General features: G+C 57.4%; 12 protein-coding genes. 6 read left to right on the forward strand and 6 right to left on the reverse strand.

Going from position 1 to position 15,118, the window contains the following annotated elements; all coding sequences use genetic code 11:
• Window positions 1–59 precede the first annotated feature (59 nt).
• The 6 genes from VNZ60_RS21885 to edd all read right to left on the reverse strand — a co-directional run bounded on the left by VNZ60_RS21885 (window position 60) and on the right by edd (window position 6,673).
• Window positions 60–1,181, reverse strand: coding sequence for an ABC transporter ATP-binding protein (locus VNZ60_RS21885; RefSeq protein WP_325662949.1), 1,122 nt, complete (start codon window positions 1,179–1,181; stop codon window positions 60–62).
• Window positions 1,178–1,831, reverse strand: a complete 654-nt coding sequence (locus VNZ60_RS21890; protein ID WP_325662951.1) for an ABC transporter permease — start codon at window positions 1,829–1,831, stop codon at window positions 1,178–1,180. The genes VNZ60_RS21885 and VNZ60_RS21890 overlap by 4 nt, the downstream gene beginning before the upstream one ends.
• A 9-nt stretch (window positions 1,832–1,840) precedes the next feature.
• The gene (locus VNZ60_RS21895; RefSeq protein ID WP_414648941.1) at window positions 1,841–2,791 is read right to left on the reverse strand and encodes a glycine betaine ABC transporter substrate-binding protein; all 951 of its coding nucleotides are present in this window, start codon (window positions 2,789–2,791) and stop codon (window positions 1,841–1,843) included.
• A gap of 29 nt (window positions 2,792–2,820) precedes the next feature.
• A complete protein-coding gene (locus tag VNZ60_RS21900) occupies window positions 2,821–3,513 on the reverse strand; it encodes an ABC transporter permease (RefSeq protein ID WP_414648944.1) in 693 nt (230 codons plus the stop codon).
• 626 nt (window positions 3,514–4,139) lie between these two features.
• The gene (eda, locus tag VNZ60_RS21905; protein ID WP_325662955.1) at window positions 4,140–4,796 is read right to left on the reverse strand and encodes a bifunctional 4-hydroxy-2-oxoglutarate aldolase/2-dehydro-3-deoxy-phosphogluconate aldolase; all 657 of its coding nucleotides are present in this window, start codon (window positions 4,794–4,796) and stop codon (window positions 4,140–4,142) included.
• Window positions 4,793–6,673, reverse strand: coding sequence for a phosphogluconate dehydratase (edd, locus tag VNZ60_RS21910; RefSeq protein ID WP_325662957.1), 1,881 nt, complete (start codon window positions 6,671–6,673; stop codon window positions 4,793–4,795). Before edd ends, eda begins: the two co-directional genes overlap by 4 nt.
• Before the next feature lie 313 nt (window positions 6,674–6,986).
• Between edd and pgi the strand changes: the two genes are divergently transcribed.
• The 6 genes from pgi to VNZ60_RS21940 all read left to right on the forward strand — a co-directional run bounded on the left by pgi (window position 6,987) and on the right by VNZ60_RS21940 (window position 14,974).
• Window positions 6,987–8,654 (forward strand): glucose-6-phosphate isomerase, encoded by a 1,668-nt coding sequence (gene pgi, locus VNZ60_RS21915; protein ID WP_325662959.1) that lies wholly within the window; start codon window positions 6,987–6,989, stop codon window positions 8,652–8,654.
• A gap of 123 nt (window positions 8,655–8,777) precedes the next feature.
• Complete coding sequence (zwf, locus tag VNZ60_RS21920; RefSeq protein WP_325662961.1) at window positions 8,778–10,250, forward strand: glucose-6-phosphate dehydrogenase; 1,473 nt, start codon at window positions 8,778–8,780, stop codon at window positions 10,248–10,250.
• 7 nt (window positions 10,251–10,257) lie between these two features.
• A complete protein-coding gene (locus VNZ60_RS21925) occupies window positions 10,258–11,112 on the forward strand; it encodes an SIS domain-containing protein (protein WP_092398567.1) in 855 nt (284 codons plus the stop codon).
• 48 nt (window positions 11,113–11,160) lie between these two features.
• Window positions 11,161–12,381, forward strand: a complete 1,221-nt coding sequence (locus tag VNZ60_RS21930) for an AGE family epimerase/isomerase (RefSeq protein ID WP_325662963.1) — start codon at window positions 11,161–11,163, stop codon at window positions 12,379–12,381.
• Window positions 12,382–12,475: 94 nt separating this feature from the next.
• Window positions 12,476–13,447 carry a carbohydrate kinase family protein gene (locus tag VNZ60_RS21935; RefSeq protein ID WP_325662965.1) on the forward strand — a complete coding sequence of 324 codons (972 nt, stop codon included), beginning with the start codon at window positions 12,476–12,478 and terminating at the stop codon, window positions 13,445–13,447.
• Window positions 13,448–13,846: 399 nt separating this feature from the next.
• Window positions 13,847–14,974, forward strand: coding sequence for a porin (locus tag VNZ60_RS21940; protein WP_325662967.1), 1,128 nt, complete (start codon window positions 13,847–13,849; stop codon window positions 14,972–14,974).
• Window positions 14,975–15,118: the final 144 nt, after the last annotated feature.

A 15,118-nucleotide genomic window follows, 5' to 3' on the forward strand; every position in this document is an offset into this window, starting at 1 on the left:
GCCCGCTGTTACCCCCTCCCCGCATATTTTGCTGCTACCGCCAGAACTACCAAACCCGACTACTGAGCGCGCGTCCGGCCGGAACTGAGATAGTCGGCGATCGAGTCCTGGGTCACTTCCCCCAGATAGCTATTATCCTGGTCGATCACCGGCATCCAGCTGGTGCTGTGTTTGTACATCTTGGACAGCACCACGCGCAGATTTTCGTCGGGCGCCGCGCTGACGGCAAACGGTTTCATCTTATCGATGCAAGCGCCCTGCGCGCCGCGCGCATCGCGCCTGGCGACATAACCCAGCGCATGATTGGCGGCATTGGTGACCGTCACATACCGGTAATCGTGCTCGTCCATCACGCCGTACGCGACCGCCATGCTAGCGTCTTCCAGCACCGTCGCCGAGTTGGCGGCGGCGTCGCCGGCACGCACCAGCAGCAAGCGCTTCAAGGTAGCATCCTGGCCAACGAAAGAAGCGACGAATTCATCCTTGGGACGCGCCAGCAAAGTATCCGGACGATCCACCTGCACCAGTTTCCCGGCGCGGAAGATGGCGATCTTGTCGCCTAGTTTGATCGCTTCATCGATGTCGTGACTGACCATGATGACGGTTTTATTGAGCTGGCGCTGCATCTGGAAAAATTCATTCTGGATCGATTCACGATTGATCGGATCGACAGCGCCGAACGGCTCATCCATCAACAACACGGGAGGATCCGCCGCCAACGCCCGGATCACGCCGATGCGCTGCTGCTGGCCGCCAGACATTTCACGCGGATAACGCGACAGAAAGCGCTTGGGATCGAGCGCCACCATCGCCATCAACTCAGTAGCGCGCTCGTGACAACGTTTCTTGTCCCACCCGAGCAGCCGCGGCACCACGGTAATATTTTCTTCGATGGTCATGTTGGGAAACAGACCGACTTGCTGAATCACGTAACCGATTTTCCGGCGCAAGCTGACTTCATCGAGGCCGGTAGTATCTTCGCCGTTCAGCAATACGCGGCCGGAGGTCGGCGCAATCAGGCGGTTGATCATTTTCAGCGTAGTGGTTTTACCGCAACCGGATGGCCCCAGGAACACGCAGATTTCGCCTTCGGCAACCGTCAGGTTAACCTCATCCACCGCCTTGACTTTGCTGCCGTCCTTTTGTGTGAATACTTTACTGAGCTGGTCGAGTTGAATCATGATTTTTGCATTCCTTTCGGTGTAAGCAGCCGCTGCAGGACTTGCAGCAGCAGGTCGGCGATAATCGCCAGCAAGCTGATCAATACCGCACCGACTACCAGTTTTTGCATATTGCTTTGGCTGATGGCGTGCAGGATCAGGACGCCGAGACCACCGGCGCCGATAATCGCCGCCACCGCCATCACGCCGATGTTCATTACCACGGCGGTACGGACGCCGCCCAGGATGACTGGCACCGACAAGGGCAAATCGACCAGCCGCAAGCGCTGCCAGAAGGTCATGCCGATGCCGATCCCGGCTTCCTTGATGCCGTGGTCAATGCCGTCCAGCGCCAGATAGGTATTGCGCATGATCGGCAGCAAGGAGTACAGGAACACCGCCGTAATCGCGGGCAGCGGCCCAAGTCCTTGGCCAAAGCGGGAAAACAAGGGGATCATCAAGCCAAACAAGGCGATCGACGGCAAGGTCAGAATCACGGTAGCCAAGCCCATCAGCGGACTGGCCAGCCAGCGGTGGCGGATCATCACGACGCCCAGCGGCACGCCGATCAGAATCGCCAGGCCAACCGCGATCCCCACCAGCATCAGATGCTGGATCGTGAGATGCAGGATTTCCGGCCAGGCGCTCAGTAAATAATTAAAGAATGTCATGCGGCGCCCCTATATCAAACCTTCGGCGCGCAGGAAATCTGCGGCGACCTGGGATATCGGTAGCTGATCGATATCGACTTTTTTGTTCATCTCGGTCATCTTGGCGGTATCGATCTTGGCCGACAGCGCATTCAGCTGATCAGCAAGCTGCGGGTTGGCGTCGAGGATCTCCTTACGCACTATCGGCACCGCGCTATAAAAGGGGAAAAAACCTTTGTTATCCTGCAGCAGTTTCAGATTGAAGCCCTGCACCCGGCCGTCAGATGAATACGTCAGCCCGACATTCAACTGATCGTTATGCAAAGCGGTATAGACCAGGCCTGCATCCATCTGCTTTACTTCACTGCGATCCAACTTAAAACCATATAGCGCTTGCAGCGGGCCAAGACCGTCCGGGCGTGAAGCAAACTCGAAATCGACCCCCATCAGGTATTTTTTATCTGGGTCTTGCTGGCGCGCTTGATTGATCTTGTTCGCCAAATCTTCGATGGTATTCAAACCCTCTGCATCGGCGCGTTGCTGCGGCACCGCCAACGCATAGGTGTTGTTCAATTCAGATGGCTTGAGCCAGACCAGATTCCTTGGCGCATCCAGTTCCTTGACCCGTTGATAGGATTGGTCGCGGTCCAGCTTTTCATCTATCTTGTTGTACACAATCATGGCGGTGCCGGTGTAATCCCAGACGATATCGATCTGGCCGCTCTCCAGCGCCTGGCGCATGATGGTAGTGCCGAGGCCGTTCTTCAAATCGACCGTATAACCTTTGGCGCTCAGATACTGCTGCGTCATGGACGACAGAATCAATTGCTCGGTAAAGTTCTTGCCGCCGACGACCAGAGCGGCCGCACTCGCTTGCGCCATGCCGAACAGAGCGAGCGTGAAAGCGAGAAACGCTGCAATACGTGACGCTGTAATTCGTGCCGCTGTAGTACGTGCCGCTTCGATACGTGATGCATGCATATTTTTTTCCTTATTAGAATAGGCCGCCATCAGCGCAGCAGACCGCGCTTGCTCAGGTAAGCATTGCTGCCGAGCGAGACGATCGCATCCAGCATCAACGCCAGCACTGCGGTAGCGGTAGCGCCAAGCAGCAGTTGGCCGTGGTTGTTCAGATAGATGCCCGGGAAGATCAGGCCGCCCAGGCTTTCGCCGCCGATCAGGATCGACAATGGCGCGGTGCCGACGTTGATCGCCAATGCGGTGCGGATACCGCCAACGATGATCGGCAAGGCATTCGGCAACTCGACCCGGAACAATACCTGCAGCGGCTTCATGCCGATGCCCTTGGCCGCCTCCTTCATCGCCGGCGAGACCTGCCGCAAGCCCTCATAGGTATTGCGCACGATAGGCAGCAGCGACGCCAGCCACAAGGCAATGATGGCAGGCTTGTCGCCGATGCCGAACAAGGCCAGCGCCAGCGCCAGCACGGCCATGGAGGGGATGGTGTTACCGATATTGAAGATTTGCATCCACTTTTCGGCATGCCGCGCAAAATACGGCCGGCTCAGCATGATGCCGGCAGGTATGCCGCACAACAGCGCCAGCGACATCGACCACCCGACCAGCACCAGATGACGCCCGGTGTAATAAATCAGATCGCCCTGATATTGATGGATAACGGCGGGGCCAATCGACCAGCCAATGGCGGCCACGACCAGAATAGTGATGGCTGCGCCAACCATGGCGTTGCGATAGCGATTCGTCATGCTTACTCCCTTGCATAAGCAGCGGCAAGCAAAACGCGCGTCACGACACGCTGGCTTTTGCCAACGAGCGCGCAACCGGCTTTCTTTTCCGCTGCGTATTGAATGATCGCCAGCTACAGGACAGCCTAAGCAAAGGCACAGCCGGGACCTGTCAGCGCGACATACAACCTCAATTTTTTATGATCTCGTCCGGTCTTCCCGCAGGGAGGACATTGAACAAGCCGACTACCGCATGGGGCGGCAAAGAATGCGAGGACATCCCCGACTTTGATGAAACTCCGGCGTTGCCGAAGCGTGAGACAACCCGCTGACGCGAGTCACGAAACCCAAAAATGTGCCGTTGAGGCAGCACCATGTTGTTGAGAGTTTGCCATTATAGCCAACTTCCTTGATGACGTCCAGTAATGAGATTGGCAAAAGCTATTACCCGAATGTCTGAAGGTCAAGATAACACAGGACATTTCTACGAAATTTGAGAAAAATCCGATTCTTGCGGTAATAAAAGGTTTGGGGATAAAGATGGACTACAGCTAGGGGGTACAGCTAGTCGCAGCCGCCATGCCTGATAAGCATGGCGGCTGCTGCGGGAGGGAGGAGATGATTTAAAGCGCCTTGCGCAACTGGCTGGCGGCCGCAGCCAGTGCGGTGATGCGCGCCCAGTCGCCGGACTTCAAGAGTTCTTTCGGCGTCAGCCAGGAACCGCCGACGCAGGCGACGTTTTTACAGGCCAGGAATTCCGGTGCGCTATCCAGCGAAATGCCGCCGGTCGGGCAAAATGTGACATCGCCTAAAGGACCGGCAATCGCGTTCAACATGCCGACACCGCCTGCAGGCACTGCCGGGAACAGTTTCAATTGACGAAAACCGGCTTCCCGCGCCGCCATCACTTCAGACGGCGTCATCACGCCCGGCAACAAAGGCAGGCCGCTGGATTTGGCGGCGGCAATCAAGGCCGGCGTCAAACCAGGAGAAACGCCGAACACCGCGCCCGCATCGCGCGCCGCAACGAATTCGTCAGCCTGGGTCAAGGTACCGACGCCGACAATCGCGCCCGGCACTTGCTCGGCGATGGCACGGATTGCCGGCAAGCCATGAACTGTACGCAAAGTCACTTCAAGCACGCGAATCCCGCCTGCGACCAGAGCTTTGGCCAGTGGTACCGCATGCGCGATATCGTCGATCGCAATCACCGGAATCACCGGCGATGCACGCATGATGTCTAACAACTGGTTGCCGTAAAGGAGATTTGTGGATGTCATATCATTGCTTTCTGTGGTTGTTCCGAATGGTCGGCGCTTTCCGGGTTGTGCAAAACAGGCGGCAAGCCAAAGCTGGTAGCGCCCTCTTCCGCCGCGCTCACAGTGCCGCGGAACATCGCAAACAGCTCGCGGCCCATGCCGACTTGATTGGCGGATAAGTCGATCGCCAGCGGCTGGCGCTGCGCCCATTCGTCCGCGGGCACCAGGGCTTCGAGTATACCCTGCTCGGCGTCCATGCGAATCATGTCGCCGTCGCGCACCAGGCCCAACGGGCCGCCAGCCAGCACTTCCGGCGTCACATGGATCGCTGCCGGCACCTTGCCCGACGCGCCCGACATGCGGCCATCGGTAACCAAGGCCACATGGCGCCCGGCATCCTGCAAAATCCCCAGCGCCGGCGTCAAGGCGTGCAATTCCGGCATGCCATTGGCGCGTGGGCCCTGATGGCTCAATACCGCAATAAAATCGCGATCCAGTTCGCCGGCGCGGAAGGCTTTCATGAACGCATCTTGCGAATGGAACACCAGCGCCGGCGCTTGCACTACCCAATGCTCTTTCTTCACTGCAGAAATCTTGATGACGGAGCGCCCCAGGTTGCCGGTCAGCAGCCGCAAGCCGCCGTCAGCGGAAAATGGCTCAGTGGCGGTGCGCAATACCGATTCATCGCCGCTTAAGTCCGGCGCTGGCTTGAACACCACCGACTCGCCCTCCAGGAACGGCTCGGCACAATGCGCGCGCAGACTGTCGCCGAGGATGGTTTTGACATCTTCATGCATCAGGCCGGCATCCAGCAATTCGCGAATCACAAAACCGGTGCCGCCGGCAGCATGGAAATGATTGACGTCGGCATCGCCGTTTGGATAAATCCGGGTAACCAGCGGCACCACGGCGGACAGCGCATCGAAATCGTTCCAGTCGATGACGATCCCGGCGGCCTTGGCAATCGCTACCAGATGCAAAGTGTGGTTGGTGGAGCCGCCGGTCGCCAGCAAAGTGACGATGGCGTTGACGATGCTTTTCTCGCTGACCACATGGCCGACCGGCAAGTACTGATTGCCGCGATCGGTGATCCTCAAGGCCTGGCGCGCGGCCTCGGCGGTCAATGCATCGCGCAGCGGTGTATTCGGGGTGATGAATGCCGAACCCGGCAGATGCAAGCCCAGCGCCTCCATCAGCATCTGGTTGCTGTTAGCGGTACCGTAGAAAGTACAAGTGCCGGCGCTGTGATAAGACTTGGCTTCCGCTTCCAGCAATTCGGCGCGGCCGATTTTTCCTTCGGCGTAGAGTTGGCGAATCTTCACCTTCTCTTTGTTGGTCATGCCGCTGGTCATCGGTCCGCCGGGAATGAACACCGCCGGCAAATGGCCAAAATGCAGAGCGCCGATCAACAATCCCGGGACGATCTTGTCGCAGATGCCGAGATAGACCGCAGCGTCGAACATATTGTGCGATAGCGCAATCGCCGTCGCCATTGCAATCGCATCGCGCGAGAACAGCGACAATTCCATCCCCGGCTGGCCCTGCGTCACGCCATCGCACATGGCTGGCGTACCGCCGGCAAACTGGGCGACGCCACCAGCGGCATGAACCGCATCCTTGATAATTTGCGGATAACGTTCGAACGGTTGATGCGCGGACAACATGTCGTTATACGACGACACGATCGCGACCGATGAACTTTTATCCTGTTTCAGCCTCAACTTATCATTGGCTGGAAATGCGGCAAAACCGTGAGCGAGATTGGTACATGACAGCGCTCCACGTTGTACATCCTGACGGCGCGCATGCTCCAGGCGCGCCAGATAGGCGCTACGATAAGGCTGGCTGCGCGCAACGATACGTTCGGTGACTTTGGCAACGCTGGCTTGAACAGACATGATTAGATCCTTGAAACAGTAGGAATTTGAAATTTTACTACAAAATAATGCAGCAACGCTAATCCAATACCTTTTTTATCACCCTCACTTGCCTTTACCATTCTTTTCAAGGCAAGCTCGCTCCATACGCAACGTAGCACCCTTAGCCATACGACAAGCTATAGCAGTTACCTGGAAAAAATGGCGGCCAGCCCGGTCGCCACACTCAGCGGAACAACTCCAGACAAGCACATTACAAAATAATTTGTAGTGAAATTACCGCCAACTGTTGTATAGTCGTATAAATTCCTGACCGACAATAAAGACTCCGGATATGCCACAACCAGCGCTTAATACTACTGCCAGCTTTCAAGCCTTGCATGCACATTACGCAGCGATCAAAGATTTATCGTTGCGCGAACTGTTCAGCGCCACGCCATCCCGCTTCGAACAGTTCTCCCTCAAAGCAGCCGGCTTGTTCCTCGATTATGCAAAAAACAATGTCAGCGCGGAAACCATGGCGCACTTGTTTGCCCTGGCGCGCGAACGCCAGGTCGAAGCGCAGCGCCAGGCCATGTTTGCCGGCGCAAAAATCAACACCACCGAAAATCGCGCGGTGTTGCACACGGCGCTCAGAGCGCCGCGCATGCCTACGCTGGAACTGGATGGCCAGCAGGTCAGCGCCGATGTGCACGCGGTGCTTGAGAGAATTCAGACTTTTACCAGCGCACTTCGTTCCGGCACATGGCAGGGATACAACGGCAAACCGATCAGGGATATCGTCAATATCGGCATTGGCGGCTCCGACCTGGGCCCCAAGATGGTATGCCAGGCGTTGCGCCCCTATCAACAGGCCGACCTGAATCTGCACTTCGTCTCGAATGTCGACGGCGACGATCTTGATGCAGTGCTGACGCAAATCGATCCGCAAACCACGCTGTTTGTCATCGCATCGAAAACCTTTACCACCGCGGAAACCATGATGAACGCGCACTCTGCGCGCAACTGGTTTTTGCAAAACGCGGCTGGCGCGCAAGAGTCGGATTTGCGCAAACATTTCGTCGCCGTCTCCACCAATGTCGACGGCGTTACAGCGTTCGGCATCGATGCGGCCAATATGTTCCCGTTCTGGGATTGGGTCGGCGGCCGCTATTCGGTGTGGTCGTCGATCGGTTTATCGGTAGCGCTGGCGATCGGCTTCGAGCAGTTCAGCGAATTCCTGGCCGGCGCGCACGCCATGGACCAGCATTTCCAAAGCGCGCCGCTGGAACAAAACATGCCGGTAATCCTGGCTTTACTGGGCGTCTGGTATCGCAATTTCTTTGATTACCGCTCGGTCTCGATTGCCCCCTATCACCAGGATCTGGGAAGTTTTCCCTCCTATCTGCAGCAGCTTGAAATGGAAAGCAACGGCAAGCGCGTCAGCCTCGACGGCAGCCCGCTTGAGGAAGAATCCTGCCCGATCATCTGGGGCAATGTCGGCACCAACGGCCAGCATGCCTACTTTCAATTGCTGCACCAGGGCACAGACATCACACCGGTCGATTTCATTGCGACATTGAACGCCAGCCATCGCTTGCCCGGCCATCAAGCCGCGCTGCTAGCCAATTGTTTCGCCCAGTCGGAAGCCCTGATGCGCGGCAAACATGCGGATGAAGTGCAAGCGGAAATGCAGGCCAAAGGCATGTCGGCCGGGCAGATCGCCGCCCTGCTGCCGCATCGCACCTTCCCTGGCAACCGTCCCAGCAACACCATCCTGATGGAGGCGCTGACGCCGGCCAGCCTGGGCGCGCTGATCGCCCTGTATGAACACAAGGTATTCGTCCAGGGAGTTATCTGGGACGTCAACAGTTTCGATCAATGGGGCGTCGAGCTCGGCAAGGTTTTGGCAAGCAATATCTTGAACGAACTGACCACTGCTCCTGCGCCGCAAGCTGCAGAAAATGCGCACGACAGTTCGACCAACGGCTTGATTGCGATGGCGCGTTCGGCTTTGTCATGACAGGGTTATACGAGGTTATATATTCATAGCAGGATGAAATGTCCGGCGCTGCACCCATCCACCCAGCATCTGTCTCTCACTATATCTCTCACTAGCGGCAGCAATTTATAGGTCTTATTTATCATGGCACTTGCAGAATTTGATTTGGCAATCTTTGGCGGCACCGGTGATCTGGCAATGCGTAAGCTGCTGCCGGCAATGTATGCGCGCGACCGAGCTAACGACTTGCCGCCGGAGGCCCGCATCCTGTGCATCGGCCGCCATGACAGCAGCGACGAGGATTTCATCAGACACGTGGAACGGGACGCCAAGCCGCACATCGGCAAGGAAAGTTTCGACGCCAGCGTCTGGCAGCGTTTTTGCAAACGCATCAAATACGTCGGCATGGACGCCACCGATGCTGCCTCGTACAAGGCACTGGTCGACGCCATGCGGCCCGACCACGCGATTACCAATGTGTTTTACCTGGCGACGCCGCCCAGCCTGTTTTCAAAAATCTGCAAAAACCTGGCGGCCAGCGGCTTAGCCACCTCCAACTCGCGCGTAGTGCTGGAAAAGCCTTTGGGCCGCGACCTCGCCAGCGCCAAGCAGATCAACCTCGAAGTTGGCGAAGTATTTTCCGAGTCGCAGATTTTCCGTATCGATCACTACCTAGGCAAAGAGACAGTGCAAAACCTGCTGGCGCTGCGCTTCGGCAATGTATTGTTTGAGCCGTTGTGGCGCCGGGAATGGATTTCCGATGTACAGATCACGATTGCCGAAGAGCTGGGAGTCGGCAACCGCATGGGCTACTACGAGACTTCGGGCGCCTTGCGCGACATGCTGCAAAACCACTTGCTGCAACTGCTGTGCATCGTCGCCATGGAACCGCCGGTATCGATTACGCCGGATGCGGTGCGCGATGAAAAACTCAAAGTGCTGCGCTCGCTAAAACGCTTCACGCCGACTACGCTGGCGCAAAACGTGGTGCGCGGCCAATACCGCTCCGGCCATGTCGAAGGCGTTGCGGTGCCGGGCTATCGCAAAGAGGCCGACGCCAATCCCCATTCACGCACGGAAACCTTTGTCGCCCTCAAGGCCGAAGTCGACACCTGGCGCTGGGCCGGCGTACCGTTTTATCTGCGCACCGGCAAACGCATGGCCGATCAGCTGGCGGAAATCGTGATTCGCTTCAAGACCATTCCGCACTCGATTTTTGCCCAGCCGAACAGCAGTTTTGAGCCTAACTGCCTGGTGATCCGTTTGCAGCCGGACGAAGGCCTGACCCTGAACCTGATGGCCAAGACGCCGGGCGACGGCATGCGCCTGAAGCCGGTCGAACTGGAACTGAATTTCCGCGAGAGTTTCAAATCGCCGCGCATGGAAGCTTACGAGCGCTTGCTGCTGGATGTCTTGCGCGGCCAGCTGACACTATTCATGCGCAGCGACGAGCTGGAAGCTGCCTGGGAATGGGTAGAGCCGATCCTGGAATTCTGGGATCAGGAAGAAGATGACCCGATTCCCTACACCGCCGGCACATGGGGCCCGGCCGCGGCCAGCGCCCTGATCGCACGCGACGGCTTGCAATGGCGTGAAGAAGCGCTGCCGGAGCTATAGCATGACCATGCTGCTGGATGCAATCCGGACCCAGATCGACCTGCTGTCAAAGTCAGAGAAAAAAGTCGCCTTGACCATTCTCGACAATCCACAGCTGGCGCTGGCGGAAAACATCACTGCCCTGGCAAAAAACGCGCAAGTGTCGGAACCGACGGTAGTGCGGTTTTGCCGCGCCATCGGTTACGAGGGCTGGCATGATTTCAAGCTGAAGCTGGCGCAAAGCCTGGCGGTGGCCCTGCCGGGCGCCAACGAAATGCTGGCGCAAGACGATATCGCCGCCGATCTGGTCAACAAGATTTGCAGCCGCTCGATCAACACCCTGCTCGATCTGCGCAACCATTTAAGCGCCGACGCGATCCAGAAAGCGCTGGACGTCTTGCTCAAGGCGAACAAGATCGAATTCTACGGCCAGGGCACTTCCGGTATCGTTGCGGCCGACGCCCAGCATAAATTTTTCCGCTCCGGCGTCCCTACCGTAGCCTACTCCGATCCGCATATCCACAGCATCGCGGCCTCGCTGTTGCAACCGGGCGATGCGGTGGTCGCCATCTCGCAGCGCGGCGGCAATGCCGCCCTGTTGCGCAGCGTGCAGCTGGCAAAAAAAGGTGGCGCTGACATTATCGTGCTGGGTCCCAGCGGCACGCCGCTGGCCGAACTGGCCACGGTGCTGGTGCCGATCGACCTCAGTTTCAATATCGATCCCTACACGCCGATCTCGGCGCGCCTGGCGCATCTGGTGGTGATCGACATCCTGGCAGTTGGACTGGCGCTCAAGCGCGGTCCCGAATTCCGCAAGAAAATGCAGAACGCGCAAAAAGCCTTGCAGCAGTTCGACATGCAGTTCGACTCGTTCTTCCGTTGACGAAATCTCACCTTTATCGCCAGCGACGCATCCATAAAAAAACCAATCATGAGACCAGCCGCCACTTCAGCCAACTACCGCGATCCGGAATTCCTGCGCGACAGGATGCGACGCGACATCGCCTTCTTTCATCCGCGCGCGATTGATCCCAACGGCGGTTTTTTCCATTACCTGAACGACGATGGCAGCGTCTACGACAGCGCCAGCCGGCACCTGGTCAACAGCAGCCGGATGGTGTTCTGCTACGCCCTGGCCTGGCGTCTCGACGGCAAGGAAGAATATCGAGATGCAGCGCGGCACGGTTTGCGCTTCCTGCAGCAACAGCATTGGCAGCCGTCTTACGGCGGTTATGCCTGGGTCCTGGAAAACGGCGTCGCCGTCGATCGCACCCAGCATTGCTACGGCCTGGCGTTCGTGCTGCTGGCGCACGCCCATGCTCTACGCATCGGCATCAGCGAAGCAGCCGACGGCGTTGCAGCCACTTTTGATTTAATGGAAAAACTGTTCTGGTCGGAAGCGGACGGTTTGTATGCCGACGAAGCAACCGCCACGGGCCTGGTCTCGCCTTATCGCGGCCAGAACGCCAATATGCACAGTTGCGAAGCCCTGATCGCCGCCTTTGAAGCGACTGGCGAGCAACGCTACCTGCAGCGCGCCGAGCTGCTGGCGCACAACATCACCGTACGCCAGGCCGCGCTGGCGGATGGCTGGATCTGGGAACACTATCACGCCGACTGGAGCATCGACTGGGAATACAACCGCCACGACAGCAGCAATATGTTCCGCCCCTGGGGTTTCCAGCCCGGCCACATGGCCGAATGGTCCAAGCTGTTGCTACTGTTAGAGCGTCACCGCCGTCATTTGCAGGGCGACGCCGGCTGGTTGCTGCCACGCGCGCGGGAATTGTTCGATGTCACCATGCCGGCCGCCTGGGATCAGGAATTCGGCGGCCTGGTATATGGGCTGGCGCCGGATGGCAGTGTCTGCGACGGCGACAAGTATTTCTGGGTGCAGGCGGAAGCCCTGGCCACCGCAGCGTTGCTGGCGGCGCGTAGCGGCGACCAGACCTATTGGGACAGTTACCAGCAATTGTGGGAATACAGCAGCGCGTATCTGATCGACCAGGAGCGCGGCGGCTGGTATCGCATTCTGCATCGGGATAACCGGCGCTACGGTCCGGAAAAACCACCGCACGGCAAAACCGATTTCTATCATCCGATGGGCGCCTATCTGGAAGCATTGGCCGCTGTTGGCTGCCCGCTTGAATAGTCACATAAATAAGTTACGTAAATAAGTTACGTAAATAAGTCGCGTAAATAAGCGCTTGAAAAAAAATTACACTAAACATTGTATGGATGCTGTCATGCCTGAAACAAGCAAACCCGCCCAAGCCTTCCCCCAATTCGTCAGCGCCGGTGAAGCACTCACCGATTTAATCCGCGTCGGCGCCGATCAATGGCTGAGCAAGACCGGCGGCTCGACCTGGAACGTGGCGCGCGCCGCCGCCAGCCTGGGCGCCTCATCCGCCTTTGCCGGCGCCATCAGCCAGGACTGGTTCGGCGACGAACTGTATGCAGCCAGCCAGGCCGCCGGCCTCGACCTGCGCTTCCTGCAGCGGGCGGCGCGCTCGCCGCTGCTGGCCGTCGTCTATGAAACCACGCCGCCGCAATACAATTTCATCGGCGACAACAGTGCCGACCTGTCATTTGATCCCAGCGCTCTGCCCGCCGACTGGCAGCAGGCGGCGTTATGGGTGCACTTCGGCGGCATCAGCCTGACGCGCTCGCCGTTGGCAGAGCACTTAATCGAACTGGCCGAGGATTTGCACAGCCGCGGCGTAAAAATCAGCTACGACCCGAATTTCCGCAATGTGATGGACCAGCGTTACGATGCGGTGCTGAAAAAAATGACGCAGCTGGCGGACCTCGTCAAAGTCTCGGACGAAGATCTGGCCGGCTTGTTCCGCAGCGATGATACCGAGGCCGCCCTGGCGACCCTGCGCGGCTACAATCCAGACGCAACCGTGCTACTGACCTTGGGCTCCAAGGGCGCTGCCATTTATGCCGGCGATCAATATTGGCAGGTAACGCCGCCGCCGATCACCGTTGTCGATACGGTAGGCGCCGGCGATGCCGGGATTGCCGGCCTGATCTACTCGCTGATACAGGAAACCGCTGCAGTATCGGCGGCGTCGGCTACATCCCGTCAGCCGTCAGCACCTGACTGGCTGCAGCACCTGCGATTTTCCGTCGCCTGCGGTTCGGCCGCCTGCTTGAACGCCGGCGCCAAACCGCCGCAATTGGCGCAAGTGCATGCACTACTGGAAAAGATCTAGGGCGGGAAAAGATCTTAGGCGGCAGACGGCGCCGCACGCGCAAACGCTCACAGCGCCATGGAAATGTATCAAAATTACTTGTAGTAAAAATACAGATAAAAGAATTTCCGCAAATAAACAATTAAAAAAACCACTAAACAATGGCATTTTTCAATAGGCCTTTCAGTTGCCACAACTATGCATTGCACGCATGAAAAATCAACCAATGCTGTAAATTAGCAACAGAAATATAGTAAAACTACACAAATAAAACAAAAATTTCATAAACCGGTTTACCATCTTCAACAACAAAGAGATCGGCAACACAACAAGCAACAATGAATGCCCGGTTCAAGAATTTCGAGCTACACAAGACTCGGAAAGCAGTGGTCCACGCCACATTTTTACTTAGGAGATGAAATGAGAAAATCTGTTCTGAAAGCCATACCGTTGGCCAAGCCACTCGCAGTTGCGGCAGTTCTGGCTTGCGCCTTCGCTAGCCAGGCCCAAGCGCAAACCAATGTGATTATCTACGGTCGCGTTGACGCAGGCATCAACTACCAAAGCAATCAAGTCGGCAAAGACGCAAATGGCAACACCATCCGTGGCGGTCAATGGGGCGTCGGCGGCAACGAATGGGGTACCAGCATGATCGGTTTCAAGGGCACCGAAGATCTGGGTGGCGGCCTGAAAGCGATGTTTACCTTAGAAAGCGGATTCCAAGCCGACACCGGCCGCTTCAACGGCACCGGCCTGTTTAATCGTCGTTCGACCGTTGGCTTGAACGGTGGCTTCGGTACGGTGAAAATCGGCCGTGATCTGGCGCTGCCAAGCGACCGCGTATGGAGCATCGACCCTACCGGCCAACAGAACATGAGTACTTCGACCTTGTTCAAAGGTCGTAACTGGCCACAAACCAGCAACCAGATTCAGTACATCACACCAGAGATGGGCGGCCTCTACGTGCACCTCATGTACGGCGCTGGCGAAGCTGCAGGATCGACTACACGCGGACCAGCTGGTTCAGGAATCGGTAACAGCACCGGTGTCGCAATCGGTTTCGTACAGCCCACCTATGAATTGCTGGCGATGTACGATACGGCCCATGACGAAAACGGCACTTACGACAGCTTGTTCTCCCGCTCCAAGGAAATCACCGTCGGCGGCAACGTTACGTTCGGCGCAGCAAAACTGTTTGCAGGCTGGCAAAATCTGTCGGCACCTGCCCAGGCTGTCGATCCTCTGAATCCCATGACCAAGGCCAACAAAGCCAACCAGTTCTGGCTAGGCGCCAACTACCAGCTGACCCCGGCTCTGACACTGATCGGCGCGGCTTATCACGTCAAGCTTAACCACGACGTAGGCAGCGCAAATCTGTTCATGCTGGGCACCAACTACAGCCTGTCCAAACGCACCCTGCTGTACGCGAGCATTGGTACTATCCGCAATGGTTCGAACACCGATTTCCAAGTTCAAACCGGCGACAGCACTGGCTTGGCTGGACAGAACCAAAACACGTTCTACACTGGTATCAGCCACTCGTTCTAAGACAGCAAGCCGCAATCGGCGCGCCGCTTGAGCTCGGCGCATCGATTGCGCTTGCCAGCACTACCGTTGTGCTTGCTACGCAAGTGGCATTAGTGAGAGACGTCCCTGGGTAACTCCCAGACTTTGCCCATTCGCGTGCGAATG

This window comes from Collimonas sp. (assembly GCF_035566375.1).
Taxonomy (GTDB): domain Bacteria; phylum Pseudomonadota; class Gammaproteobacteria; order Burkholderiales; family Burkholderiaceae_D; genus Collimonas.